This is a genomic window from Pantoea sp. SGAir0175, assembly GCF_043547855.1.
On the sequence record NZ_CP028082.1, the window covers coordinates 192637 to 217742 of the forward strand.

The following is a 25106-nucleotide window of genomic DNA, read 5'->3' on the forward strand; positions in this document are numbered from 1 at the left end:
CCTTACGCCCGACCAATGCTGTCCAGTTGTGCAATCACTTCCGGGCTCAGCGTCAGCGCCGCGCTGGCCAGATTTTGCTGCAGATGCTGCGGCGAGGAGGTGCCGGGAATCAGCAGAATATTATCTGAGCGTTGCAACAGCCAGGCGAGCGCCACCTGCAGCGTACTGGCGTTGAGCGTGCTGGCCACCGCGCTGAGCTGTTCCGACTGCAGCGGCGAAAAACCGCCGAGCGGAAAGAACGGCACGTAGGGAATGCCCTGTGCGGCCAGCTGGTCGATCAGCGCATCATCCTGACGATTGGCGAGATTATACAGATTCTGTACGCAGGCAATCGGCGTCATCTGCTGTGCCTGCGCCACCTGACTGGCGGTCACGTTGCTCAGGCCAATGTGCCGAATCAGGCCACGCTGCTGCAGTTTAATCATCGCCTCGATTTGCGGCTCCAGCGATCCTTCTGCTGGCCCATGAACGCTCAGCATCGAGCGTAAATTGACGACCTCCAGTACGTCGAGGCCGAGATTGCGCAGGTTATCTTCAACCGCCTGCGTCAGTTCCTCCGGCGTGCTGGCGGGCAGCCAGCCGCCTTTGGCATCACGTCGGGCACCCACTTTGGTCACCAGCAGCAGATCGCTGGGGTAAGGATAGAGCGCTTTTTTGATCAGCTGATTGGTGATGTGCGGCCCGTAAAAATCACTGGTGTCGATGTGATTCACACCGGCAGCCACGGCATCGCGCAGCACCTGTAGCGCGCGGGCTTCATCTTTTGGCGGGCCAAATACGCCGGGACCGGCCAGCTGCATGGCACCGTAGCCGAGACGGGCAACCTGACGGTCGCCCAGCGTATAAGTAGTTGTAGCCTGTGACATGTAAACCTCCTTCATCGGATAGTGTTTAAATTGTAATCACAACGGTGCTGTGCGACTATCCGTGTAAATCAGGACAGACTGTACGGAGTGACGCACAATGGCGCTGGATATGGCATTGCTGCATGCGGTAGTGGCGGTGGCAAAAGCTGGCGGATTTCGCGAGGCGGCGCGCATGAGCGGCAGCAATCCGTCGCGTTTGAGTGATGCGGTGCGTCGCGCCGAACAGCAACTGGGCGTTAGGCTGTTCAATCGCACCACGCGAACGGTGGTATTGACCGAAGCGGGCCGGGCGCTGATGTCACGGCTGCTGCCCGCCATGAACGAAGTGGATGCGGCGCTGGATGCCCTGAACACGTTCCGTGACACGCCGGGCGGCACGCTGCGGCTGAACGTGCCGGTCAGCGCGGCGCGGCTGGTATTACCGGCGATTGTGCCGGGATTTTTGCAGCGCTATCCGGACATCCGGCTGGAGATTGTGGCGGAGAGTAATGTGCAGGACATTTTTCGCGACAGCTGCGATGCCGGTATCCGTTACGACGATCATCTGGAGCAGGATATGGTGGCGCTGCCGATTGGTCCGCGCGTGCAGCGCTTTGCGGCGGCCGCGGCGCCGGCCTATCTGGCGGCTTACGGTACGCCGCAGCATCCGCGCGACCTGATGCAGCATCGCTGTCTGTATGGTCGTTATGCCACCGGGGTGACGGCCGAATGGGAGTTCAGCCGCGGCGCGGAACGCATCACGCTACAGCCGCAGGGACCGCTGATTTGCAGCATCGGTGCGGCGATGGAGCTGACGGTGTCAACGGCCATCGCCGGTGCCGGCGTGGTCTATCTGTTTGAGGACTGGCTGAAGCCAGCACTGACCAACGGCAGTCTGCAGCCGATTCTTGCCGACTGGTGGCTCAGCTTTCCCGGCCTGTGGCTGTATTACAACGATCGCCGGCTGATCCCGGCACCGCTGCAGGCGTTTCTCAGCTGGATACGCGAACTCAATGCGACGCCGGGTTGACCAGCAGCCCGGAAACCAGCAGCCGGAAGGCCTGCACCGCACGCGGTAGCGCCGCGACCGGCTCATCGGCAGTGGCAATCCACAGCGCGGCATTGAGCGCGGCGCCGTTGACCAGTTGCGCCGCCGCTTCGGTATCGACCGGTTTCACCGTACCTTCCTCAATCAGCTCCGCCAGCATGGCGGCGGTGGTGCGCAGACAGGCGGTCTGATTAGGCCAGCGCGACGGATCGCCCAGCACCGCCGGGCCATCCAGCAGCATGATGCGCTGGACTTCTGGCTCCAGCGACATCTCGATATAGGTAATGGCTTCCGCCAGAAACGCGTGCCAGCGAGTGTGATACTGCTGCCCGGCAGCGCGCATCTGCTCAAGAATCTCACCATCAATCTGGTCAATAACCGCCTGCAATAACCCTTTCTTGTCGCCGAAATTATGATACAGCGCACCGCGCGTCAGCCCGGCGGCTGCCGTGAGGTCATCCATTGACGCTTCGCTGTAACCTTTCTGCGCAAACGCGCGTCGTGCAGCGGCAATCAGTTTGCCGCGCGTCTCTTCCACCTGGTCTGCCCGTCGTCTGGCTGCCATCGCTGTTCCTTAAATTTTGCATTGACATACGCCGCGTATGTAAAACATAGTAATACATACGCGGCGTATGTTAAAGCGAAAGCGGGCATAGCTAACCCGCTTTCTTCTCTCATCTTCAGGAGTACGATTATGAACAAACGCGATGCTGTTTTTCCAGCGGGCCGTCAGGCGTTGTACAACATCAATAAATACTCTGCGGCGATTCGCTCCGGCGACCTGCTGTTTGTTTCCGGCCAGGTAGGCAGCCGGGATGATGGCACCGCCGAGCCGGATTTCACGCGTCAGGTTAATCAGGCATTTACCAATCTCGCGGCGGTGCTGAAGGCCGCCGGTTGCAGTTTCGATGACGTGGTTGATGTCACTACGTTTCATACCGATCCGGAAGCGCAGTTCGCCACGGTGAACGAAGTACGGCTGCGCTTCTTCGGCGATGAGCCTTATCCCAACTGGACGGCGGTGGGCGTTAACTGGCTGGCGGGCTATGATTTTGAAATCAAGGTGATTGCGCGCATTCCGCAGTGAGCCAGCGTGCGGCGATCAGTCTGTAACCCATAAAAAAAGCCGCTAACCGTTGCCGGTTAGCGGCTTTTTTACTTCACGCCTAATCAGGCGCTCAGCAGTTGATCAGCAGTTTTTTCTACCAGCGCCAGCAGCAGCTTGATGTCTTCCAGCGTGACGGTCGGGTTCAGCAGAGTCAGCTTCAGACAGGTCACGCCTGCATGCTCGGTCACACCGACGTTAGCGCGGCCAGACTCCAGCAGCGCATCGCCGATACGCTGGTTGAACAGGGCGATCTGCGCGCTGTCGCTCAGCTGTTCTGGACGATAGCGGAACAGTACGCTGGCCAGCTGTGGCTGCATTACCAGCTCCAGACGTGGCTCAGATTCAACGAACTGCGCAACGTCCTGTGCCAGGCTCACGCCGTGGTCGATAATCGCGGCGTACTGTTTCTGACCCAGCGCTTCCAGACCCATCCACAGTTTCAGCGCATCGAAACGACGCGTGGTCTGCAGTGATTTGGACACCAGGTTCGGCACGCCGGCTTCTTCATCGAACTCGGAGTTCAGGTAAGCTGCCTGATAACGCATCAGCTCATAGTGACGCGCGTCTTTCAGCAGGAACGCGCCGCAGCTGATGGTCTGGAAGTATTGTTTGTGGAAGTCGAGGGTGACGGAATCCACCAGCTCCAGACCATCCAGGTAATGACGATACTTTTCAGACAGCAGCAGCGCACCGCCCCAGGCCGCGTCCACGTGCACCCAGATGTTGTGCTCAGCGGCGATGGCTGCGATTTCACGCAGCGGATCGATGGCGCCGGCATCGGTGGTGCCTGCCGTCGCGACGATCGCCAGGATCTGTTCGCCGTTGGCTTGAGCCTGCGCCAGTTTGGCTTTCAGGTCATTCACGTCCATACGGGCGAACTGATCCGATTTCACCTGCACCACAGATTGATAGCCGTGGCCCAGCAGCGCCATATTCTTCTGCACGGAGAAGTGGGCGTTTTCTGAGCACAGCACTTTAATCTTGCGCAGATCGCCAGTGATGCCGTGCTGCTGCACGGAATGGCCCTGACGTGCATAGAAAGCGTCACGTGCCAGCATCAGGCCCATCAGGTTGCTCTGCGTACCGCCGCTGGTGAACACGCCCGCATCACCGGCCGGATAGCCAACCTGCGCACGCAGCCACTCAATCAGTTTAATTTCAATAATGGTGGCAGAAGGGCTCTGATCCCACGAATCCATGCTCTGGTTAGTGGCGTTGATCAGCACTTCAGCCGCCTGGCTTACCACCAGGCTCGGACAGTGCAGGTGCGCAACGCACTGCGGATGGTGCACCGCCAGACTGTCTTTGAGGAAATATTCAATCGCACGTTCAATCGCGGCCTGGTTGCCCAGGCCGTTTGGATTGAAGTCGAGCGTGATACGCTCGCGCAGTTCGGCAACCGTTTTGCCCTGGTACATCTCAGGCTGTTGCAGCCACTGCACAACCGCGGCGCTGCTCTGGGCAATCGCCTGCTGGTACGCCTCAATGCTCGGGGCCGAGGCGGCCAGAATCGGGTTTACTTCAGACATTTACTCTTCCAGTCAAACAGGTTTGACGCCAGCGCCCAGCAGCGCCTGCTCAAATTTATCCAGGAACACGGCCAGCTCTTCGTTGCTGATCAGCAGTGATGGCAGCAGGCGCAGTACCGCACCGTGACGACCGCCACGCTCCAGAATCAGACCGGCTTCGAAGCATTTTTTCTGCAGCAGTGCAGAGAGTTCGCCGTCGGCCGGGAAGCTGCCCATGTGGTCAGCTGGCTCGTGTGGCTTAACGATTTCGATACCGATCATCATCCCGAGGCCGCGTACGTGACCAATAACCGGGAAGCGTTTCGCCATCGCGTTCAGCTGGGCTTTCAGCCATTCACCCTGTTCTGCCACTTTGCCGGCGATGTTCTGCTCGGTCAGGATCTTCAGCGTCGCCAGACCGGTTGCCATCGCCAGCTGGTTGCCGCGGAAGGTACCGGTGTGGTGGCCAGGTGACCAGGCGTCAAACTGCTTTTTGATACCCAGCACGGCCAGAGGCAGACCGCCGCCCACCGCTTTAGACATCACGATGATGTCTGGCTCAATGCCCGCGTGTTCGAAGGCAAAGAACTTACCGGTACGGGCAAAGCCAGCCTGGACTTCGTCAAGGATCAGCAGAATGCCGTGTTCCTGAGTCACTTTGCGGATGCGCTGCAGCCACTCAACCGGCGCCGGGTTCACACCGCCTTCACCCTGAACTGCTTCGAGGATCACGGCCGCAGGTTTACGCACGCCGCTTTCAACGTCGTTGATCAGGTTTTCGAAGTAGTAGGTCAGGGCCTTCACGCCAGCTTCGCCGCCGAGGCCCAGCGGGCAACGGTACAGGTGCGGGTAAGGCATGAACTGCACTTCTGGCATCATGCCGTCAACCGCTTCTTTCGGCGACAGGTTGCCGGTCACGGACAGCGCGCCGTGCGTCATCCCATGGTAACCGCCAGAGAAGCTGATTACGCCGCTGCGGCCGGTGACTTTTTTCGCCAGCTTCAGCGCCGCTTCAACGGCATCAGCACCGGATGGACCGGTGAACTGCAGGCAGTACTCTTTACCCTGACCTGGCAGCAGCGAGAGCAGAGATTCGGAGAACTGATCTTTCAGAGGCGTCGTCAGATCAAGAGTATGTAACGGCAAGCCGCTGGTAATGACATTTTGGATGCTCTGCAGAACATCAGGATGGTTATGACCAAGTGCCAGCGTCCCTGCGCCAGCCAGACAGTCAAGATATTGTTTGTTTTCAACATCCGTAATCCACACGCCATTGGCTTTGGCAATCGCTAAAGGCAACTTGCGCGGGTAACTCCTGACGTTTGATTCAAACTCAGCCTGACGGGCTAAGAATGCGTCGTTGTTTCCGTTGAATGAGTTGGCACCAAAAGTATCAATACGGACTTTATCCGTCATCATATCTCTCCTTCAACCGGGGCTCGAACAGGCTGGCCGATTGACTAGTTGAACAAAAAAGTATCAGTGGCTCAAAAAACGCGGCCAATATAGAGCCTTTTGACGCACATCACAATGATTAATTTTGTTTAGAATTGTTTATTCTTTTCATATAGGAATCAGGACGTTGGACAGAAACTGGCCACTTATTTTAGCGCCGCGATATGAACAGGCGATTAAATAATCGTGTGAATAAAAAGACTTATGCCCGCCAGTGCCAGCCACGGACCAAAGGGCAGCACGTGATACAGCTCGCGTTGCCAGCCTAATCGGGCCAGCAGAACAAACAAAATTGCGCCTGTGCAAGCCAGTAACAGCACAAAGGGTAAAAGCGCCCAGCCGAGCCAGGCACCCAGCGCAGCCAGCAGTTTGGCGTCTCCGCCACCGAGGCCGGGGCGCTTGTTTATCAGCTGATAGAGTCCACCCACTAGCCACAGCGCGCTGTATCCCGCAACTGCGCCGAACACCGCGTCATGCAGCGTTCCGGGCAGCCAGTGCAGCGCTTTGAACAGCAGGCCAAGCCACAGCAGTGAAAGGGTGATAGCGTCCGGCAACAGCAGATGCTCAATGTCGATGAGGGTCAGCGCCAGCAGAATCCAGGCGAGCAGCAGGGCGGCAGGCAGGCGGCTATCGGGCGGCAGCAACCAGGCCAGCGCCAGGCTGATCGCGGCGGTGAGCAGCTCCGTCAGCGGGTAGCGCAGGCTCACCGGGTGGTGGCAGTAGCGACAGCGTCCGCGTAACAACAGCCAGCTGAGCAGCGGCAGCATATCGATCGCGCGCAGCGTGGTCTGGCAGTGTGGACAGTGCGAGCGCGGCAGCAGCAGGGTAAGGCCGGGTTGCGGGTTCATTACCTGCTGCGGCAGGCGATAAATGACCACGTTGAGAAAGCTACCGACACATAGCGCCAGCAGTGTACCGATCAACCAGTAGGCAATTTCCATGAGGTTTTCTCCTGCTGTCCATGCAGCGTTGGGTTTTTCTGTCGCCATCAATGGCGATCGTGCAGATCATGGCGCGGTTACCGTGGGGCGATTTTTTGCCCGGTTGCACGGCAGGTTGCCATAAAGGTGCCTCGTAACCTGTTTGCGCGATAAATCGCGCCGCTACCAGTTCTGTGCGGTTTGACGGCAGGTCGCCATAAATGGCGACCCTACAGGTTTCACAGGAGGCGCATTTATACGCACCGCGAAATCGCGCCGCTATCAGTTCTGTGCGGTTTGATGGCAGGTCGCCATGAATGGCGACCCTACAAAAACTGTAGGGGGCACATTGATGCGCACCGCGAAATCGCGCCGCTACGGATTTGTGCGGCTTGACGACAGGTCACCATAAATGGCGACCCTACAGGTTTCGCAGGGTGCGCATTTATGCGCACCGCGAAATCGCGCCGCTACGGATTTGTGCGGTTTGACGGCAGGTCACCATAAATGGCGACCCTACAGGTTTCACAGGGTGCGCATTGATGCGTACCGCGAAATCGCGCCGCTACCAGCTCTTTGCGGTTTGACGACAGGTCGCCATGAATGGCGACCCTACAAAAACTGTAGGGTGCGCATTGATGCGCACCGCGATCTGTCGCCAACCCTGGCCGGTGTGCGAGAGGCACGATACGCCGGCGGAGACGGCGTGGCGAGCAGCAAAGCGGCGTTGCAGCGATTTGCTGCAGGATTTACGAGCGGGTTCCAGAGAACAGAGGAGATATAAGCGGGGGATGCCTGAATGCTGTGGGCAGGCAATGACCAAATCGATGCGAAGACAGGCAAAAATCCAATCGATGGACCAGCTGAGGCGGGCAACATTCTAACCAATACGCCAGTGGAGACAGATCATAATCCAATCAGTGCGCCAGCGAATTTACTGGCTCTGTTTAAACTGCTGCATGGCTTCCAGCACATTGCTGGTGGCGAGCGACATCACCCATTCGCTGTTGCGAAACACGTCGTAATGCCCGGCGTTATAGCGAAACACATACAGCTCACCGCGGAAACGCAATCCTTTTGTTTTCACGCCAATGTGATGCCGGCGCAGTGCTGCCTGTGAAAGTCTGTCAGTCGCGGTTCTCATCATCATTCTCCTGTCCAGCCTCTGGCGTCACTATCCCAGGGAAGAATAAGCAGCCAACCTTAGGATAACCTTAAGAACAGTATAGTCTCTTCGTTAATCCATTGAAAAATGGCGATTTTAATTGTCGTGGGTCGACAAGCCGACCCATGATGTCTGACCCGATGCTGATTTCCGGCCCCGGCGCACAATCTTCTACCAATCTTCAACATCACGTAAAAAAGTCAGCGTGCCGCTTTGCCATTTAATGTTCAGTTAAGTTTTCCCCCGTATTTTGGTTTCTTATAGCGATAAAACAGACCTGCTTAAGTTTTATTGCGCGCAGATGACAGCAGCACTGCGAACGCACTCGTTTAAGTAACGTTTAAACAAAAGGTTACAGCGTGTTTCATCAGGTTGTCATGCGCGGCAATAACGCTTGTTTTATTTTTCAGCATGTTTTCAGGCACAACAGTAAGGTTATCTTATGAGTTTCCTTCCGTTTTCGCGCCCGGCATTGGGTGAGGAAGAACTGGCCGCGGTGCAGGCGGTATTTGCATCGGGCTGGATTACCACCGGACCGCAGAATGCTGCGCTGGAGCAGGCGTTTTGCCAGCTCACCGGCAACCAGCACGCCATTGCCGTCAGCTCCGCCACAGCAGGCATGCACGTCACGTTGATGGCACTGGGTATCCAGCCCGGCGACGAGGTGATCACCCCGTCGCTGACCTGGGTTTCCACGCTCAATATCATTACGCTGCTGGGCGCCACGCCGGTGATGATCGATGTGGATCGCGATAACCTGATGGTGAGCGCAGAACAGATCGAAGCGGCCATTACGCCGCGCACCCGCGCCATCGTGCCGGTTCACTATGCCGGTGCGCCGGCGGACATCGACGCCCTTCGCGCCGTCAGCGCGCGCCACAATATCCCGCTGATTGAAGATGCGGCCCACGCGGTAGGTTGTTACTACAAAGGCCGGCACGTCGGGCAGCAGGGCACTGCAATCTTTTCGCTGCACGCCATCAAAAACATCACCTGCGCCGAAGGTGGCATCGTGGTGACCGATGACGCGCAGCTGGCTGACCGCCTGCGCAGCCTGAAATTCCACGGCCTCGGCGTCGATGCCTACGATCGCCATACCCATGGCCGCAAACCGCAGGCCGAAGTGATCATGCCCGGTTTTAAATACAACCTGCCAGACATCAACGCCGCGATTGCGCTGGTGCAGCTGCAAAAGTTGCCGGCCATCAATGCACGTCGCGAGGCCATCGCCGAGCGCTATTTGCGCGAGCTGGCAGATACGCCGTTGCTGCCGCTGGTGCAGCCGGCGTGGCCGCATCAGCATGCGTGGCATCTGTTTATCATTCGCGTGGACGAAACGCGCTGCGGTATCAGTCGCGATGCGCTGATGGAGCAGTTGAAAATTCATGACATTGGCACCGGCCTGCATTTCCGCGCCGCGCATACCCACAAGTATTACCGTGAAAGCTATCCGCAGCTCTCGCTGCCGGCCACCGAATGGAACAGTGAACGTATCTGCTCGCTGCCCCTGTTCCCCGACATGCACGATGACGATGTAACGCGTGTGATTGCTGCCTTACGCCACCTTGCGGGAGCCTGAGATGCTGGAAGAAAAACCGATTCGCAAAGTCTCCGTGGTGATCCCGGTGTACAACGAAGAACAGAGCCTGCCGGAGCTGGTGCGCCGTACCGACGCTGCCTGCCGCACGCTCGGCCTTGACTATGAAATCTTACTGGTGGATGACGGCAGCGCCGACCGCTCCGCGCAGATGATCGCCGATGCGGCGGATATGCCGGGCAGTCACGTGGTCGGCGTGCTGCTGAATCGCAACTACGGACAACACTCGGCGATTATGGCCGGTTTCAGCCATGTTTCCGGTGATGTGATCATTACGCTGGATGCCGATCTGCAAAACCCGCCGGAGGAGATCCCCAACCTGGTCAAAGCCGCGCAGCAGGGCTACGACGTGGTCGGCACCGTGCGTCAGAACCGTCAGGACAGCTGGTTCCGTCGCCGCGCTTCACGCACCATCAACCACCTGATTCAGCGTGTGACCGGCAAAGCCATGGGCGATTATGGCTGCATGCTGCGCGCCTATCGCCGCCACATTGTCGATGCGATGCTCAACTGCCACGAACGCAGCACCTTTATCCCGATTCTGGCGAACACCTTCGCGCGCCGCACCATTGAACTGCCGGTTACGCATGCCGAGCGTGAGTTTGGCGACTCCAAATACAGCTTCATGAAGCTGATCAACCTGATGTATGACCTGGTAACCTGCCTGACCACCACGCCGCTGCGTCTGCTGAGTATTGTCGGCAGCTTAATTGCGCTGGCCGGTTTCGCCTTTTCTCTGATCCTGATTGTGCTGCGCCTGTTCCTCGGTGCCAGCTGGGCCGGCGACGGTGTGTTCATGCTGTTTGCCGTGCTGTTTATTTTTGTCGGCGCGCAGTTTGTCGGTATGGGCCTGCTGGGCGAATACATCGGTCGTATTTATAACGACGTACGCGCCCGTCCGCGCTACTTCATTCAACGTGTTATCCATCCGCAACAAGATGCCCCGTCTGTACAGGAAATTAAGCAATGAAAACTATCGTCTTCGCCTATGCCGAAATGGGCTGTGCAGGCATCACTGCGCTGCTGAACGCAGGCTATGAAATCAGTGCCATCTTCACTCATGCGGACACCTCGCCGGAGAGCCATGCGTTTCCTTCGGTGGCACGCCTCGCGGCTGAGCAGGGCATTCCGGTTTATGCGCCGGAAGATGCTAATCATCCGCTGTGGGTGGATCGCATCCGCACCATGCAGCCGGACTTTATCTTCTCGTTTTACTATCGCGCACTGCTGAGCGACACCATTCTGAACTGCGCGCGGGTCGGCGCGTTTAACCTGCACGGTTCGCTACTGCCTAAATACCGTGGTCGTGCGCCGCTTAACTGGGTGCTGGTCAACGGCGAGACGGAGACTGGCGTAACGCTGCACCGCATGGTGAAACGTGCCGATGCCGGCGACATTGTGGCGCAGCAGCGCGTGGCGATTGACCCGCAGGATAATGCGCTGACGCTGCACCGTAAGCTGGTGGCCTGCGCCGGCCAACTGCTGGAAGGCGCGCTGCCGCCGATGAAGCGCGGTGAGATTGCCGCCACGCCGCAGAACGACGCGGAAGCGACCGTGGTTGGTCGCCGCACGCCGGAGGATGGCCGCATCAACTGGGAGCTGCCGGCGGCTAAAGTGAATAACCTGGTGCGTGCAGTCACCGATCCCTGGCCTGGTGCGTTTGCGTATGCCGGCACGGTGAAATTCGTGGTGTGGAAAGGGCGGGTTCACCAGGATGCGCCCAGCGCCAAACCGGGCACGGTGCTGTCAGTTGAGCCGTTCCTGATTGCCTGCGGCGAGGGCGCGCTCGAAGTGGTCACCGGGCAGAGCGACAACGGTGTTTACATGAACGGCAGCCAGCTGGCGCAGAGTCTGGGCATGGTGCCGGGTGCGCTGCTTTATTCGCAGCCGGTTGCTGCGGTGAAACGCCGCACGCGGGTGCTGATCCTCGGCGTAAACGGCTTTATCGGCAACCATCTCACCGAACGCCTGCTGCAGGATGATAACTTTGAGGTTTATGGCCTGGACATCGGTTCCGATGCCATCAGCCGCTTCCTGGATGAACCGCGCTTCCACTTCGTCGAAGGGGATATCAGCATCCACTCTGAATGGATTGAGTATCACATCAAGAAATGTGACGTGGTGCTGCCGCTGGTGGCGATCGCCACGCCGATCGAATATACCCGTAATCCGCTGCGCGTGTTCGAGCTGGATTTCGAAGAGAACCTGAAGATTATTCGTGACTGCGTGAAGTATAAAAAGCGCATCATTTTCCCGTCGACCTCCGAAGTGTACGGTATGTGCACCGATCAGCATTTCGACGAGGATCACTCCAACCTGGTGGTCGGACCGATCAATAAACAGCGCTGGATCTATTCGGTATCGAAACAGCTGCTGGACCGGGTGCTGTGGGCCTATGGCGAAAAAGAAGGGCTGCGCTTTACGCTGTTCCGTCCGTTTAACTGGATGGGACCACGTCTGGATAACCTCAACGCCGCGCGTATCGGCAGTTCTCGCGCCATCACCCAGCTGATCCTTAATCTGGTGGAAGGCTCGCCGATCAAGCTGATCGACGGTGGCGCGCAGAAGCGCTGTTTCACCGATATTCGCGACGGTATCGAAGCGCTGTTCCGCATTATCGAGAACAAACACAACAACTGCGATGGCCAGATCGTTAACATTGGTAACCCGGAGAACGAAGCCAGTATTAAAGAGCTGGCGGAACACCTGCTGGCCAGCTTTGAGCGCCACCCGCTGCGCGATCGCTTCCCGCCGTTTGCCGGTTTCCGTGAGGTAGAGAGCAGCAGCTATTACGGCAAAGGCTATCAGGACGTGGAGCACCGCAAGCCGTCGATTAAAAACGCCCGCCGCCTGCTCGACTGGACGCCAACCGTGGCGATGGATACCACCATCGACAATACGCTGGACTTCTTCCTGCGCACCGTTGAGCTACAGGAAAAGCCATGAAGCGAGTAGGTTTGCGTGTTGATGTCGATACCTGGCGCGGCACGCAACTGGGCGTACCGGCGCTGCTGCAGCAGTTCAGCCTGCATCAGCTGCAGGCCAGCTTCTTCTTCAGCGTCGGGCCGGACAACATGGGGCGCCACCTGTGGCGCCTGATGAAGCCGCGCTTTCTGTGGAAAATGCTGCGTTCGCGCGCGGCCTCGCTGTACGGCTGGGATATTTTACTGGCCGGTACCGCCTGGCCGGGTCGCGAAATAGGCAAAGGGCTGGCTTCGATTATTCGCGCCACGGCAGATCACCATGAAGTGGGGTTACACGCGTGGGATCACTTTGCCTGGCAGACCTGGGCTGGCGTCTGGTCGCCACAACAGCTGAATGCGCAGATTGCGCGCGGTAAAGCGGCGCTGGAAGCCATTTTGGGTGACAGTGTCACCTGCTCCGCGGTGGCAGGCTGGCGCGCCGACAGCCGGGTACTGGATGCCAAGCAGCCGTTTGGCTTTCGCTATAACAGCGACTGTCGCGGCAGCGGGCCGTTCATTCCGCGCCTCAGCGATGGCAGCTTCGGCACGGTGCAAATTCCGGTAACCCTGCCGACGTGGGATGAAGTGGTAGGCCAGCAGGTCAGCGCGGAGGGGTTTAACGACTTTATTCTTGCGCAGATGCATGCCGCCAGCGGTACGCCGGTCTATACCATTCACGCAGAGGTTGAAGGCATCGTCGGTTTGCCCGCCTTTGCCGATCTGCTGACGCGCGCGCAGCAGCAGGGCATCCGGTTTTGTCCGCTGAGCGAGCTGCTGCCGGACGATCTCAGTACGCTGCCGCAGGGCCATGTGGTGCGCGGGCACATGGCCGGCCGGGAAGGCTGGCTGGGTTGCCAGAGTTAACATTTTACAGGACCCAAGTATGGAAACACCGATGCGCAGCAGCACCCGCATAGTGCTGCTGATAGCGCTTTTTGCTCTCTATTATCTGATCCCAGTGCCATTCCGCGATCTCTGGCAGCCGGATGAAACCCGCTATGCCGAAATCAGCCGCGAGATGCTGCTGAACGGTAACTGGGTGGTGCCGCACTTTTTCGATTTGCGCTACTTCGAGAAGCCGATTGCCGGTTACTGGATCAATAATTTTGGCCAGCTGTTATTTGGGCATAATAATTTTGGCGTGCGCGCCGGTGCGATTATCTGTACCACGCTGAGTGCACTGCTGATCTACTGGCTGGGCAAGCGGATGTTCGCCAGCCGCAAAATAGCGCTCACCGCCAGCGTGATCTTTCTTACCTCGCTGCTGGTTTACGGCATCGGCACCTATGCCGTGCTCGATCCGATTCTGCTGCTGTGGCTGGTGGCGGCAATGTGCAGCTTTTGGTTTGCTGCGCAGGCGCACAGTACCTCACAGCGGCTGACGGGGTATGTGCTGCTCGGCGCGGCCTGTGCCATGGGGTTCATGACCAAAGGTTTTCTGGCGCTGGCGGTGCCGGTGCTGGCGATTGTGCCCTGGGTGCTCTGGCAGCGACGTTTTGGCGAACTGCTGCGCTGGGGCCCGCTTACTGTGCTGGTGGCGGCCGCGATCAGCGCGCCCTGGGCGCTGTCCATTCAGCATCAGGAAGGCGATTTCTGGCACTACTTCTTCTGGGTCGAACATATTCAGCGCTTCGCGGAGAGCGATGCGCAGCATAAAGCCCCGTTCTGGTATTACCTGCCGGTGTTGGTGGCGGGCTGTTTACCGTGGCTCGGCCTGCTGCCGGGCGCGCTGAGCGGCGCATGGCGTCAGCGTCAGCAGCACGCTGCCGCGATCTATTTACTTAGCTGGGTTGTACTGCCGCTGCTGTTCTTTAGCATCGCCAAAGGTAAACTGCCGACCTATATCCTGCCGTGCTTTGCGCCGCTGGCGTTGTTGATGGCGCACTATGCGCACGGTAACACCGCGCGCCTGAAACAGGCGTTGGCGGTAAATGGCTGGATCAACCTGCTGTTTGGTCTGGTTGCCACGCTACTGGTCGTGGTGGTGCTGGCACCCTGGGGGCTGGCGCACCATCCGGTGTACGCGCGCGATGAGTTGCTGCGGGTAGTGTGCGCTGCGCTGGCATTTGCCGGCTGGGCGGTGATGGGCTGGTTAAGCCTGAAAACAGGCCGCTGGCAACTGGCTGCGCTTTGCCCGCTGGCATTGGCGCTGCTGGTCGGGTTGGCTATCCCGCAAAAGGTACGTGACAGCAAACAGCCGCAGAGTTTCGTCAGCGCCGTTCGGCCTCAGCTGGCGCAGAGCCGCTATCTGGTGGTGGACAATTCCGGCATCGCTTCTGCGGTCGCATGGGAATTGCGCCGCAGCGATATCACTTTCTTCGATGAAAAAGGTGAGCTGGAGTACGGACTGGGTTATCCCGATGCAAAAACGCGCTACGTCGACGGGGAAGCTTTCGCTGACTGGCTGCGCCTGCATCGCCGACAGGGTCCGGTAGCGCTGGTGCTGCTGCTAAATTCTGACGAAAAGCAAGCGGATGCGCATCTGCCGGTGCCGGATGATGTGTATCAGCAGGGACGGCTGGTCTACTACGGCTACAACGCGACACCATGAATCTGCTGCTGATCCTGCTGGTAAGCCTGCTCAGTTGTGCCGCCCAGCTGTGCCAGAAACAGGCGGCCCACTGCGGCGGGCACCGCCTGTTCGGCTGGCTGGTGCTCAGCCTGCTGCTGCTGGGGACGGCGATGCTGCTGTGGCTGGTGGTGTTGCGCACCGTGCCGGTCAGCGTGGCTTACCCGATGCTGAGCCTGAATTTTGTGCTGGTGGCGTTGGCGGCGCGCGTCATCTGGCGTGAGACCTACACGCGGCGGCAGTGGCTGGGTACGCTGGCGATCGTTGCCGGGGTTGCGCTGATGGGGAGCCATCTGTGAAGGGCTGGCTGCTGGCGCTGGCCAGCGTGCTGCTGGTGTCGCTGGCGCAGTTGCTGCTGCGCACGGCGATGCTCGTGCTGCCACCGCTGGATACATGGACCGCGCTACCGTGGCAGCACGGCCTGATACCGTTAATCGCCGGACTGGCCGCCTACGGCTGCTCAATGCTGTGCTGGCTGCTGGCACTGCGGCTGTTGCCGCTCAACCGGCTCTATCCATTGCTCAGTCTGAGCTATGTGCTGGTGTGGCTGGCCGCCATTTCTCTGCCGGCCTTGCATGAAACCTTCCGCTGGAGCAGTCTCGCTGGCGTCATATTGATCGTCTGCGGCCTGCTGTGCGTGGCGCTGCCGCGCCGTTAACCGTTAATGCTGCTGCCACGGGTGATATTCACCCTGGCGGCGGCCTGGCGCCGTTTCCGGCAGACGCAGCAGGCCGAACAATGAAATCATCCCCAGCACTGCAACATACAGCGCCAGACCATACCAGTGGCCGTTGGTCACCTGCAGAATTTTCACCGCCACCAGTCCGAGTACGCCGCTGCCGATCAGCGAACCGATCTGCCAGATCACCGCGATACCGCTGCAGCGAATGTGCGTGGGAAACAGTTCGGGGAACCATGACGCCTGCGGGGCATAACACATGCTGTGGCCCAGCGTCAGCGCCACGATCATCGCCAGCTGCGTGAGCCAGTAGCTGTTGTGCGCCAGCGCGAGAAAAAAGGGCACGATCGAGAGCATGATCAGCAGCGTGCCGATCAGATAAACCGGCTTGCGACCGATGCGGTCGGAAAGGGCACCCATCAGCGGGATCGCCAGGACTTCGAGGATCACCGCGACGATCATGCTGTTCATCAAAATGCCGGCATCAAGCTGATTAGCCTTACCCCAGGCAAGGATGATGACGGTAAACAGGGCGAAGGCGCAGGCTTCGATCAGTTTCGCTGCCACACCGCTGACCACCAGCCGCGGATTACCACGCAGCACCTCTTTTAACGGCCTGGATTCTGCCGCTTTGGTTTCACGAATGGCGGCGAAGACCGGCGATTCATCAATGCGCAGGCGAATAAACAGGCCGACAATCACCAGCAGCGCGCTGAGCAGAAAAGGTACGCGCCAGCCCCAGTCCATCATCTGCTCCGCGCTCAGCGCGGCATTAAGCACAGCGAACAGCGCCAGCGGCAGCAGAAACCCGACCGGAGCACCAATCTGCACCCAGCTGGCAAAGAAACCACGCCGGGAAGGCTGCGCATATTCGGCCGTCATTAATACCGCGCCCGCCTGTTCGCCGCCGACGCCAAACCCCTGCAGCAAGCGGATGGCAATCAGTAATACCGGGGCCCAGACGCCAATTTTTTCGTAGGTTGGCAACAGGCCAATGCAGAACGTGCCAAGGCCCACGATCAGGATGGTCGCCACCAGCGCCTTTTTGCGTCCCACTTTGTCGCCGATGTGCCCAAACACCATGCCGCCAATGGGACGAGCGAGGAAGCCAACCGCATAAGTGGCGAAGGCAGCGAGTGTGCTGACCAGCGGATCGTGACTGGGAAAGAACAGATGGCCAAAGAACAGTACCGCTGCCGTACCGTAAGCGAAAAAGTCGTAATACTCTGCCGCCGTGCCTATCGCCGAGGCGCTGGCGACGCGGCGGATCACTGATTTAGGGTGAGCTTCAGCGGTATCAGATTGAGCAACAGTTGAAGAGGCCATGACAAATCCCGAAGAGGTTAAAGAGCGACTACCATACAAGAAGGTTTGCGCAGTTGTTGCGCGATTGATCACAAAGCGTGGCGACTCCCGGCGTAAAGGGGCCGATCTGCTGCGCTTCAATAACCACCTCGCCCAATCTCCATTCTCCTTATTTAGGCTGATGTAAATCCATCAAAATAAACCAGTCAAAAGGCTTGAACTCACAATTTGAAAAGCAGGTTTCAAATATAAATTAACATGAAATAAAAATGCCGATAGCCTGGACGCGCTGCTTTGTTCTGATGCTTTTCCTAACGCATTTTTTACCAGGAGGTATTATGGAAAAAGAACTTTATCTCTCCACCAACACCGCGTCCGGCCCCAACAGCACAACAAAAACCGAACCCTTCGTAAAAATCATCGCGCTGGTGGCGACACTCGGCGGGCTGCTGTTTGGTTACGATACCGGCGTGGTATCCGGTGCGCTGCTGTTCATGCGCAGTGATTTGCATCTCACGCCGTTCACTACCGGGCTGGTGACCAGTTCGCTGTTGTTCGGCGCTGCCTTTGGCGCACTGCTGGCAGGGCACTTCGCGGATGCCCTCGGGCGCCGCAAAATCATCATCACGCTGGCCTTTATTTTTGCCCTCGGCGCGGTCGGCTCTGCCTTCGCACCTGATGTGGTGACGATGATTGCGTCACGCCTGTTTCTCGGTATTGCCGTTGGCGGGGCGGCTGCCACCGTGCCGGTGTATATCGCAGAAATTGCCCCGGCGAATAAACGCGGTCAACTGGTGACGCTGCAGGAGCTGATGATTGTCTCTGGCCAGCTGCTGGCCTATGTCTCCAATGCCACCTTCAATGAAATCTGGGGTGGCGAACATACCTGGCGCTGGATGCTGGCCATCTCCACCGTACCCGCCGTGCTGTTGTGGATCGGGATGATCTTTATGCCGGAAAGTCCACGCTGGCACGTCATGCGCGGCAACACCGATGCCGCGCGCAGGGTGCTGGAGAAAACCCGGGCGGCGGAGGACGTAGAGTGGGAGCTGGAGGAGATCGAAGAGACCATCGAAGAGCATCGCCAGCAAGGCAAAGGTCGCCTGCGTGACCTGCGCACGCCATGGCTGCGCAAAGTGTTTTTACTGGGAATTGGCATTGCCGCCATCCAGCAACTGACCGGTGTGAACACCATCATGTACTACGCGCCAACCATGCTCACTGCTACCGGCCTGAGCAACGATGCGGCGTTGTTCGCCACCATCGCCAACGGCGTGATCTCGGTAATCATGACGCTGGTGGGGATCGTGATAATCGGTAAGGTTGGCCGTCGTCCGCTGGTGCTGATAGGGCAGATGGGCTGTACCGCCTGCCTGTTCTTTATCGCCACGGTGTGCCTGCTAATGCCGGAGTATCACGCCGGTGGTGCGGTTAATCTGCTGCGGGCCTATCTGGTACTGGCCGGAATGCTGATGTTTTTATGTTTTCAGCAGGGCGCACTGTCACCGGTCACCTGGTTGCTGCTGTCGGAAATCTTCCCGGCGCGCATGCGCGGCATTTGCATGGGCGGTGCCGTTTTTGCCTTGTGGATTGCCAACTTCGCCATTTCCATGGCCTTCCCGCTGTTGCTGGCCGCCTTTGGCCTGGCCGGGGCTTTCCTGACTTTTGCCGTGATCGGGATCGGCGGCGCCCTGTTTGTACTGCGCGCTATTCCGGAAACCAAAGGGCGCAGCCTGGAACAGGTCGAACACTATTTCTATGAACTGTATGACGGCAAAGGCTAAATGTGAGGGCGCTCAGGCTGATGTAAATCACTCAAAGAAGCCGCAGAGCGGGCAAAAAAGATACCTTACTATCAGGGCATGTCAGTACCTTGCAGCAAACAGAACCTTACCCAGTGATTATTATCCAGGAAAGATCATGACCTACAAAATAAGCAGTGACCGATTCTGTGTTAACCGTAAAATTGCTCCTCATCTCAGCATGGCGGAATTCTTCGCGCTGGTGCAACAGCTGGGATTAAATAAAGTTGAAATACGCAATGATATGAAAAGCGGCAGCGTGACCGACGGCGCAGGCGGTGAGGAAGTTCGTCGCCTGGCAGCGCAGCATCAGCTTGAGATCGAAACCATCAACGCGGTGTATCCCTTCAACCAGTTAGATGATGCGGTGCTGGAAAAAACGCGCGCGCTGTTAGCCGATGCGCGCGCCACCGGGGCGAAAGCGCTGGTGCTCTGTCCGCTCAATGATGGGACGTCGGTGAGTAATGAGCAAACCGTACAGGCGCTGCAAACCCTGGCGCCGCTGTTTGCCGAATATGGTGTTGCCGGGCTGGTTGAACCGCTCGGTTTTCCGCAGAGCTCACTGCGCTCCGCCGCGCTGGCGCAGCAGCTTATCGCTCAGGCCGGCGTACCGTTCAACATCGTGCTGGATACCTTCCATCATCACCTGTACGAAGGCGCCGAACAGGATTTCGCCGGTGGCGTAGACGTGAATCACATCGGCCTGGTGCATCTCTCTGGCGTAACGGATGCGCGCCCGACTCATCAACTCACCGACGAAGAGCGCATCATGCTGAGCGCGGATGACCTGCTGAAATCCCGCGAGCAGGTGCAGCGCCTGGAAGAGATGGGCTATCGCGGTGTTTATGCTTTCGAGCCGTTTTCTTCGGTGATGGAGAGCTGGAGTGCTGAGGATATTGCGCGCGAAATCCGCAGCAGCATTGATTATCTCAACCACTAACCAATCCGGCATTTTGCTGAAGGAACCTCGCATGACACTCAATATTGGTGTAATCGGCACTGGCGCTATCGGCCGTGAACACATTCGTCGCTGCAGCCAGGTGCTGCAGCATGCGCGCGTGGTCGCGCTTAATGATATCAATCGCAACAACTGTGAGCAGGTGATTAGCGAGCTCGGTTTGCAGGCGGAGATTTACGACAACGCGCACGATTTAATCGCCGCGCCGGAGGTGCAGGCCATTCTGGTCACCTCATGGGGCCCGACGCATGAAGAGTTTGTGCTGGCAGCCATTAAAGCCGGCAAAGCGGTATTCTGCGAGAAGCCACTGGCGGTGACCGCGCAGGGCTGTATGAATATTGTCGAAGCGGAAATTGCCGCGGGCAAAAAGCTGGTGCAGGTGGGTTTTATGCGCCCCTACGACAGCGGCTATCGGGCGCTGAAAGCGGTTATCGACGGCGGCACCCTGGGTGAGCCGCTGATGCTGCACTGCGCGCACCGCAATCCGGCGGTCGGCGATGCTTATACCACCGATATGGCGATCACCGATACGCTGATCCATGAACTCGACGTGCTGCGCTGGCTGCTGAACGATGATTACGTCAGTGCGCAGGTGATTTACCCACGCAAGACCCGCCACGCGTCATCGCACCTGAAGGATCCTCAGATTGTGCTGCTGGAAACCGCGAAGGGCATCCGCATTGATGTCGAGATCTTCGTGAACTGCGCCTATGGTTACGACATACAGTGTGAGGTGGTTGGCGAGAGCGGCATTGCGCGCCTGCCTGAACCGATGTCGGTGCAAACCCGTCATGCGGCGCAGCTCTCCACCGGCATTCTGACCGACTGGAAAAAGCGTTTTATCGCTGCCTATGACGTTGAGCTGCAGGATTTCATTAACAACGTGCTGTCGGGCAATATGACAGGCCCGTCGGCGTGGGACGGCTATGCCGCCGCCGTGGCGGCCGATGCCTGTGTTGCGGCACAGAACAACGGTGACATTGTCCCGATTACCATGCCGCCACGTCCGGCTTTCTATCGTTAATCCCGTCACATCGCGGCTGGCGCACCCTAACCGGTGCGCCTTTATGTGACATTGTCACCTGTTGACAGCCATCTTCCCCTCAGTCACCGCCGCGCCTCACATTTGTTACCGATCCCGTGTATCATCGCCGCCTTTATGTTGTGCAAGGAAAAGTGTGATGACGGAGAGCGTAATGGCGCGCCGCCAGCCCTCGGTATGGTGGGGCGCCATGATCATCTGTGGGACGGTAGTGGGCGCCGGTATGTTTACGTTGCCGATTGTGATGGCCGGGGCGTGGTTTGGCTGGGCGCTGCTGCTGCTGGGCATCAGCTGGGGCGCAATGCTGCTCTCCGGGCTGCTGTTTATGCGTGTCAGCCTGCATTATCCGCCGGGCGCGGGCTACGATACGTTGACGCGCGATTTACTTGGGCGCGGCTGGGCCAGCATCAATGGCCTCAGCATTCTGTTTGTGCTGGGCATTCTCACCTACGCTTATATTTCAGCCAGCGGTCCGGTTTACCAGCACTCGCTGAATCAGCTTGGCGTGCCGCTCTCAACCGCCGGGGCCAAAATAGCGCTGACGTTGTGTGTCGCCGCCGTGGTGTGGCTCGGCACTACCGGCGTCAGTCGTTTGATGACGTTCTGTGTGCTGGCAAAAATCCTGCTATTGATTTTGCTGTTCGGCGGGCTGTTAACCCAGGTAGACGTGCCCTCGCTGTTCGCTGCCGCTGCGCCGGGAGACAGCTACTGGCCTTACGCACTGGGCGTGCTGCCGTTCTGTCTGGCCTCTTTCGGCTATCACGGTAACATCACCGGACTGGTGAGTTATTATCAGCGCCGCGAGTGGCCGGTGACACGCGCGCTGGTGCTGGGCACGCTGATGTCGCTGGCGCTGTACCTGTTCTGGATTGTCTGCACCATGGGGAATTTGCCGCGCGCTGTGTTTCCTGACATCGTGCAGCAGGGCGGAGATATTGCCGCGCTGATGGCCGCGCTGCGCGATCATCTGCACGTGCGCGCGTTATCGCTGATGATGTCGGTGTTCTCACATTTTGCGGTGATAGCCTCGTTTCTCGGCGTGACGGCAGGCCTGTTTGATTTCATCGCCGACCGCCTCGGCTGGGGGCATTCGCCGCGCGCGCGGCTGCAAACCGCCTGCCTGACATTTTTGCCGCCGCTGCTCGCTTCGCTATGGTGGCCGCATGGCTTCGTCGCCGCTATCGGCTTTGCCGGTCTGTTTGCCACGCTGTGGGCGGTGATTATTCCCGCGCTGCTGGCGCGGCGTGCGCAACAGCGCTTTGCCGATCGGCCGCGTACGCCACTGGCGATTGGTCTGGTGCTGCTTTTCGGCGTGCTGAATGTGCTGGCATGGACGCTGAGCTGGCTGGGTGTGTTACCGCAATTTGCTGCGGCCTGAGTGGCGTGAGCCATGGGTTCAGAGGTGAGGCTGCACACTATTCGTAGCGGCGCGATTTATCGCGCGAATCTGGCCACCGCGCTGTTGTAAATTGTGCGATGAATTGCACCGCTTACGGTCACAGCACCAGCTCGTAGCGGCGCGATTTATCGCGCTAATCCACCCGCCGCAGCGTTGAAATTATGCAATGAATTGCGCCGCTACCCGGCGCTGGGGCTACGACTGGGTTGAATAATTCACTCTGCTTAAATCAGCGATAAGACCCGGTCCGTTGGGCTGCCAGTTGAGCTGCTGACGCGTCCAGGCACCGCTGGCACGCAGATCCAGCCTGGCGAAAGCGGCGAACCAGCCGAAATGCTCCGCGGCCTGATCGGGTTTCAGCGAAACGGCAGGAATACCCAGGCCTGCTGCTACGGTTTCAGCAATCAGCCGTGAGGCAATACTTTCCTCTGCTACCGCATGATACCGTTTGCCGCGTTCGCCTTGCTCAAGCACTTTTACGTACAGCCCGGCCACGTCATCAACGTGTGCCGCACACCAGGCGTTTTCACCTCCGCCGATATAAGCTGCCGCGCCTTTCTCCCTGGCAAGAGCGATGTAATAGCTGATTAATCCCTGACGTTCGGTGTTGTGAACCTGAGGTAAACGCACCACACGTAGATCGATCCCCGACTCAAGGAGCTTAGTGCCTTCCAGCTCCGAGGCGACGCGTGGGTTAGGGTGTGCCGGGTTGAAATTCTGCTCAAGAGCGGGCTGGCCGCTGCCGTCATCACCCATTCCGGTACCAGAAGTGATGAGCAGCGGACGCTGACTGCCCTGCAATACAGAGCCAATCGCGCGAATAACGCGGCGGTCTTTTTCGCAATTTTCGACAAAACGACTGAAATCATGATCGAAAGCGGTGTGAATCACCGCATCACATTGTTCAATGCCGGCAATCCACGCCTGGGGATCTTCCAGCGTACCGCGCTGGGCTGTGGCGCCCTTATCGTTTAACTGCTGAGCCGCTTCTTCTGAACGTACAAGACCGGTCACCTGATGGCCGCGAGCCAGCAGGGCCGATACAACGCGTGAGCCGATAAAGCCCGTCGCACCCGTTATAAAAATACGCATAGCCTGTCTCCTGAGTGATTTAGTGCGACAGCGTAAGCGCGGATCTTTTACTATTAAAGTAGTGAGGTTATCAGGGTATAAACATTAACAGGGTGATTTATGACGCTGCTTTCTGAAAATCCGCTGGGTGAGTTTTTAAGGGCACGCCGGCTGGCAATTGACCCGGCTTCGTTTGGTTTTTTGCCCGGCCGCCGACGTACGCCGGGCCTGCGCCGCGAAGAAGTTGCCCAGCTCGCGAATATCAGCCCGACCTGGTACACCTGGCTTGAGCAGGGCCGCGGGGGAGCGCCCTCGCGTGAGGTACTGAACCGCATTGCTGCCGGGCTGCGGCTTACGTCTCCCGAGCGCGATCATCTGTTTATCCTCGCGTTTGGGCATCCACCAGAAAACCGGGTAAGTCGGTCCGATAGCATAACCCCACGGCTGCAACGCGTACTGGAAAGCCTGACGATTCCGGCGATTATTAAAACCGCCACCTGGGATGTGGTGGCATGGAATCACCCGGCGACGGTTGTGCTGAAGGATTATGGGCAACTCCCGCCCGCGCGGCGCAATATTCTGCGCCTGCTGTTTACCGATCAGGAAGCGCGGGGGATGCAAGACGACTGGGAGGGCGTGGCCCGTCTCATCGTCAACGCCTTTCGGGCGGATGCCGCGCGCCTGGGTGCTTCAGAGGAAATTGATCGACTGGTTGAGGAGCTATCCGCTCAAAGCGCTGACTTCGCCCGCCTGTGGCGTAACAACGATGTGGCCGGGCATGGCGAAGGGTTTAAGGTGCTGCATCATCCGCAAATGGGGACGATTGCCCTGGAGTTCTCGACCTTTTCTGTTGAAGGCCGGCCGGATTTGACGATGATGCTCTTTAACCCGGCAACCGATGAAAGCAGAGTGAAAACAGAGCGCTGGATTTCACAGAACCCAGCTCAGCAGTCAGGCAGTTTTTAATGCGTCAGCCAGCACGCTATAGCAATCACACCAGCCGAAAAAAACAGGCTTACCTTGTAATGGGCAGGAGCAACGAAATAGAGATTCTCCTGCCTGATTCAATCGCTTAACGAGGCAACGGTTCAACAAAACGTACTGGTATAAATATACCGTCCGCAGCGCCTTTTTTGCTTAGTTGCCGCGATAGGTGGAGTAGCCGTACTGACTGAGCAGCAGTGGAATATGGTAGTGCTGATCGGCATTATCCAGGTTGAACATCACCGGGATTTCCGGGAAGAAGGTCGGCTGACTGTTTTTTTTGTAATAGTCACCGGTTTTAAAAATTACGCGGTAAATCCCGGTCTGCGCCTTCTGGCCCGCCGGGTAAAGCGCCGGAATACGTCCCTGTTCGTTGGTAGTGCCCTGCGCCAGTTTCACCCACTCTTCACCCTGTTGCTTATCCAGCTCGACCTCAATACCTGCGGTCGGTACACCGGTTTGCAGATTCAGCACGTGCACGCTCAGGGGATTTTTCATCTCGGCGGCCAGGCCGCTCACGCTGAAAGCGCAGAGCGCGCCGCCCAGTAAATAATGCTGCAATTTCATTTTATCTTCCTTTTGGTTGATTGGCAGAAGAAGCATAAAACGAAAAGCGTGCAGAGGCGCACAACGGGCTGAAATCTGTGAAATTTCCCAGAGCAGAACCGGCAACCGGGCGGCTGCCGGT

Annotated in this window: 23 protein-coding genes; 14 read left to right on the forward strand and 9 right to left on the reverse strand. The window is 58.3% G+C overall.

All coding sequences use genetic code 11. From position 1 onward, the window contains the following. Positions 1-2: 2 nt before the first annotated feature. Positions 3-866 (reverse strand): aldo/keto reductase family oxidoreductase, encoded by an 864-nt coding sequence (locus C1N56_RS20210; protein ID WP_166710369.1) that lies wholly within the window; start codon positions 864-866, stop codon positions 3-5. A gap of 97 nt (positions 867-963) precedes the next feature. Between C1N56_RS20210 and C1N56_RS20215 the strand changes: the two genes are divergently transcribed. Beyond that, entirely contained in the window at positions 964-1875 is a 912-nt protein-coding gene (locus C1N56_RS20215; protein WP_394517653.1) for a LysR substrate-binding domain-containing protein, read from the forward strand. On the opposite strand, the gene C1N56_RS20220 is transcribed toward C1N56_RS20215, so the two are convergent. Continuing rightward, positions 1856-2458 carry a TetR/AcrR family transcriptional regulator gene (locus C1N56_RS20220; RefSeq protein WP_150360293.1) on the reverse strand — a complete coding sequence of 201 codons (603 nt, stop codon included), beginning with the start codon at positions 2456-2458 and terminating at the stop codon, positions 1856-1858. The two genes, C1N56_RS20215 and C1N56_RS20220, sit on opposite strands and share 20 nt — an antisense overlap. Positions 2459-2587: 129 nt before the next feature. Between C1N56_RS20220 and C1N56_RS20225 the strand changes: the two genes are divergently transcribed. Next, positions 2588-2980 (forward strand): RidA family protein, encoded by a 393-nt coding sequence (locus C1N56_RS20225; protein WP_058770208.1) that lies wholly within the window; start codon positions 2588-2590, stop codon positions 2978-2980. Between the two features lie 83 nt (positions 2981-3063). Here C1N56_RS20225 and C1N56_RS20230 read toward each other — a convergent pair whose 3' ends face one another. The 4 genes from C1N56_RS20230 to C1N56_RS20245 form a co-directional block, all read right to left on the reverse strand. After that, positions 3064-4530 carry a pyridoxal phosphate-dependent decarboxylase family protein gene (locus C1N56_RS20230; protein ID WP_394517654.1) on the reverse strand — a complete coding sequence of 489 codons (1467 nt, stop codon included), beginning with the start codon at positions 4528-4530 and terminating at the stop codon, positions 3064-3066. Positions 4531-4542: 12 nt separating this feature from the next. After that, positions 4543-5925, reverse strand: a complete 1383-nt coding sequence (locus C1N56_RS20235; RefSeq protein WP_176428146.1) for a diaminobutyrate--2-oxoglutarate transaminase — start codon at positions 5923-5925, stop codon at positions 4543-4545. A 215-nt stretch (positions 5926-6140) separates the two neighbouring features. Next, complete coding sequence (locus C1N56_RS20240) at positions 6141-6905, reverse strand: prepilin peptidase (protein WP_394517655.1); 765 nt, start codon at positions 6903-6905, stop codon at positions 6141-6143. 913 nt (positions 6906-7818) lie between these two features. Next, positions 7819-8034 (reverse strand): hypothetical protein, encoded by a 216-nt coding sequence (locus C1N56_RS20245; RefSeq protein ID WP_227746467.1) that lies wholly within the window; start codon positions 8032-8034, stop codon positions 7819-7821. Between the two features lie 457 nt (positions 8035-8491). Between C1N56_RS20245 and arnB the strand changes: the two genes are divergently transcribed. The 7 genes from arnB to arnF are packed head-to-tail and all read left to right on the forward strand — an operon-like array spanning position 8492 to position 15836. Beyond that, positions 8492-9628, forward strand: a complete 1137-nt coding sequence (arnB, locus tag C1N56_RS20250; RefSeq protein ID WP_394517656.1) for a UDP-4-amino-4-deoxy-L-arabinose aminotransferase — start codon at positions 8492-8494, stop codon at positions 9626-9628. 1 nt (position 9629) lies between these two features. After that, entirely contained in the window at positions 9630-10616 is a 987-nt protein-coding gene (gene arnC / locus C1N56_RS20255) for an undecaprenyl-phosphate 4-deoxy-4-formamido-L-arabinose transferase (protein WP_021509379.1), read from the forward strand. Beyond that, positions 10613-12592, forward strand: a complete 1980-nt coding sequence (arnA, locus tag C1N56_RS20260) for a bifunctional UDP-4-amino-4-deoxy-L-arabinose formyltransferase/UDP-glucuronic acid oxidase ArnA (RefSeq protein WP_021509380.1) — start codon at positions 10613-10615, stop codon at positions 12590-12592. The genes arnC and arnA overlap by 4 nt, the downstream gene beginning before the upstream one ends. After that, positions 12589-13473, forward strand: coding sequence for a 4-deoxy-4-formamido-L-arabinose-phosphoundecaprenol deformylase (gene arnD, locus C1N56_RS20265; protein ID WP_394517657.1), 885 nt, complete (start codon positions 12589-12591; stop codon positions 13471-13473). The genes arnA and arnD overlap by 4 nt, the downstream gene beginning before the upstream one ends. Before the next feature lie 31 nt (positions 13474-13504). Continuing rightward, complete coding sequence (gene arnT / locus C1N56_RS20270) at positions 13505-15160, forward strand: lipid IV(A) 4-amino-4-deoxy-L-arabinosyltransferase (protein WP_394517723.1); 1656 nt, start codon at positions 13505-13507, stop codon at positions 15158-15160. Further along, positions 15157-15477, forward strand: coding sequence for a 4-amino-4-deoxy-L-arabinose-phosphoundecaprenol flippase subunit ArnE (arnE, locus tag C1N56_RS20275; protein WP_283342316.1), 321 nt, complete (start codon positions 15157-15159; stop codon positions 15475-15477). The genes arnT and arnE overlap by 4 nt, the downstream gene beginning before the upstream one ends. Then, on the forward strand, positions 15474-15836 hold the full coding sequence (arnF, locus tag C1N56_RS20280) for a 4-amino-4-deoxy-L-arabinose-phosphoundecaprenol flippase subunit ArnF (protein ID WP_394517658.1): 363 nt from the start codon (positions 15474-15476) through the stop codon (positions 15834-15836). The genes arnE and arnF overlap by 4 nt, the downstream gene beginning before the upstream one ends. A 3-nt stretch (positions 15837-15839) precedes the next feature. Here the strand turns inward: arnF and C1N56_RS20285 are convergent, their stop codons facing one another. Continuing rightward, positions 15840-17183 carry an MFS transporter gene (locus tag C1N56_RS20285; RefSeq protein WP_394517659.1) on the reverse strand — a complete coding sequence of 448 codons (1344 nt, stop codon included), beginning with the start codon at positions 17181-17183 and terminating at the stop codon, positions 15840-15842. A gap of 317 nt (positions 17184-17500) precedes the next feature. On the opposite strand from C1N56_RS20285, the gene C1N56_RS20290 reads away from it, so the two are divergent. The 4 genes from C1N56_RS20290 to C1N56_RS20305 all read left to right on the forward strand — a co-directional run bounded on the left by C1N56_RS20290 (position 17501) and on the right by C1N56_RS20305 (position 22342). Beyond that, positions 17501-18946, forward strand: a complete 1446-nt coding sequence (locus tag C1N56_RS20290) for a sugar porter family MFS transporter (protein ID WP_211727305.1) — start codon at positions 17501-17503, stop codon at positions 18944-18946. Positions 18947-19082: 136 nt separating this feature from the next. Continuing rightward, positions 19083-19904, forward strand: a complete 822-nt coding sequence (locus C1N56_RS20295; protein ID WP_394517660.1) for a TIM barrel protein — start codon at positions 19083-19085, stop codon at positions 19902-19904. A 31-nt stretch (positions 19905-19935) separates the two neighbouring features. Further along, a complete protein-coding gene (locus tag C1N56_RS20300) occupies positions 19936-20946 on the forward strand; it encodes a Gfo/Idh/MocA family protein (protein ID WP_058770196.1) in 1011 nt (336 codons plus the stop codon). 157 nt (positions 20947-21103) lie between these two features. Further along, a complete protein-coding gene (locus tag C1N56_RS20305; protein ID WP_394517661.1) occupies positions 21104-22342 on the forward strand; it encodes an aromatic amino acid transporter in 1239 nt (412 codons plus the stop codon). Between the two features lie 216 nt (positions 22343-22558). On the opposite strand, the gene C1N56_RS20310 is transcribed toward C1N56_RS20305, so the two are convergent. Beyond that, on the reverse strand, positions 22559-23455 hold the full coding sequence (locus tag C1N56_RS20310; protein ID WP_394517662.1) for an SDR family oxidoreductase: 897 nt from the start codon (positions 23453-23455) through the stop codon (positions 22559-22561). Between the two features lie 99 nt (positions 23456-23554). On the opposite strand from C1N56_RS20310, the gene C1N56_RS20315 reads away from it, so the two are divergent. Beyond that, positions 23555-24400, forward strand: a complete 846-nt coding sequence (locus C1N56_RS20315; RefSeq protein WP_394517663.1) for a helix-turn-helix transcriptional regulator — start codon at positions 23555-23557, stop codon at positions 24398-24400. Between the two features lie 171 nt (positions 24401-24571). Here C1N56_RS20315 and uraH read toward each other — a convergent pair whose 3' ends face one another. Further along, the gene (gene uraH, locus C1N56_RS20320; protein WP_394517664.1) at positions 24572-24985 is read right to left on the reverse strand and encodes a hydroxyisourate hydrolase; all 414 of its coding nucleotides are present in this window, start codon (positions 24983-24985) and stop codon (positions 24572-24574) included. Positions 24986-25106: the final 121 nt, after the last annotated feature.

Excerpts from the sequence above, each read along its gene's own strand:
- arnT (WP_394517723.1), top strand. The coding sequence starts at position 13,505 with ATGCGCAGCAGCACCCGCATAGTGCTGCTGATAGCGCTTTTTGCTCTC.
- C1N56_RS20215 (WP_394517653.1), top strand. The coding sequence starts at position 964 with ATGGCGCTGGATATGGCATTGCTGCATGCGGTAGTGGCGGTGGCAAAA.
- arnB (WP_394517656.1), top strand. The coding sequence starts at position 8,492 with ATGAGTTTCCTTCCGTTTTCGCGCCCGGCATTGGGTGAGGAAGAACTG.
- C1N56_RS20290 (WP_211727305.1), top strand. The coding sequence starts at position 17,501 with ATGGAAAAAGAACTTTATCTCTCCACCAACACCGCGTCCGGCCCCAAC.
- uraH (WP_394517664.1), bottom strand. The coding sequence starts at position 24,985 with ATGAAATTGCAGCATTATTTACTGGGCGGCGCGCTCTGCGCTTTCAGC.
- C1N56_RS20285 (WP_394517659.1), bottom strand. The coding sequence starts at position 17,183 with ATGGCCTCTTCAACTGTTGCTCAATCTGATACCGCTGAAGCTCACCCT.
- arnD (WP_394517657.1), top strand. The coding sequence starts at position 12,589 with ATGAAGCGAGTAGGTTTGCGTGTTGATGTCGATACCTGGCGCGGCACG.
- C1N56_RS20245 (WP_227746467.1), bottom strand. The coding sequence starts at position 8,034 with ATGATGATGAGAACCGCGACTGACAGACTTTCACAGGCAGCACTGCGC.
- C1N56_RS20310 (WP_394517662.1), bottom strand. The coding sequence starts at position 23,455 with ATGCGTATTTTTATAACGGGTGCGACGGGCTTTATCGGCTCACGCGTT.
- C1N56_RS20240 (WP_394517655.1), bottom strand. The coding sequence starts at position 6,905 with ATGGAAATTGCCTACTGGTTGATCGGTACACTGCTGGCGCTATGTGTC.
- C1N56_RS20235 (WP_176428146.1), bottom strand. The coding sequence starts at position 5,925 with ATGACGGATAAAGTCCGTATTGATACTTTTGGTGCCAACTCATTCAAC.
- C1N56_RS20315 (WP_394517663.1), top strand. The coding sequence starts at position 23,555 with ATGACGCTGCTTTCTGAAAATCCGCTGGGTGAGTTTTTAAGGGCACGC.
- C1N56_RS20225 (WP_058770208.1), top strand. The coding sequence starts at position 2,588 with ATGAACAAACGCGATGCTGTTTTTCCAGCGGGCCGTCAGGCGTTGTAC.
- arnC (WP_021509379.1), top strand. The coding sequence starts at position 9,630 with ATGCTGGAAGAAAAACCGATTCGCAAAGTCTCCGTGGTGATCCCGGTG.
- arnE (WP_283342316.1), top strand. The coding sequence starts at position 15,157 with ATGAATCTGCTGCTGATCCTGCTGGTAAGCCTGCTCAGTTGTGCCGCC.
- C1N56_RS20220 (WP_150360293.1), bottom strand. The coding sequence starts at position 2,458 with ATGGCAGCCAGACGACGGGCAGACCAGGTGGAAGAGACGCGCGGCAAA.
- C1N56_RS20230 (WP_394517654.1), bottom strand. The coding sequence starts at position 4,530 with ATGTCTGAAGTAAACCCGATTCTGGCCGCCTCGGCCCCGAGCATTGAG.
- C1N56_RS20305 (WP_394517661.1), top strand. The coding sequence starts at position 21,104 with ATGACGGAGAGCGTAATGGCGCGCCGCCAGCCCTCGGTATGGTGGGGC.
- C1N56_RS20210 (WP_166710369.1), bottom strand. The coding sequence starts at position 866 with ATGTCACAGGCTACAACTACTTATACGCTGGGCGACCGTCAGGTTGCC.
- C1N56_RS20295 (WP_394517660.1), top strand. The coding sequence starts at position 19,083 with ATGACCTACAAAATAAGCAGTGACCGATTCTGTGTTAACCGTAAAATT.
- C1N56_RS20300 (WP_058770196.1), top strand. The coding sequence starts at position 19,936 with ATGACACTCAATATTGGTGTAATCGGCACTGGCGCTATCGGCCGTGAA.
- arnA (WP_021509380.1), top strand. The coding sequence starts at position 10,613 with ATGAAAACTATCGTCTTCGCCTATGCCGAAATGGGCTGTGCAGGCATC.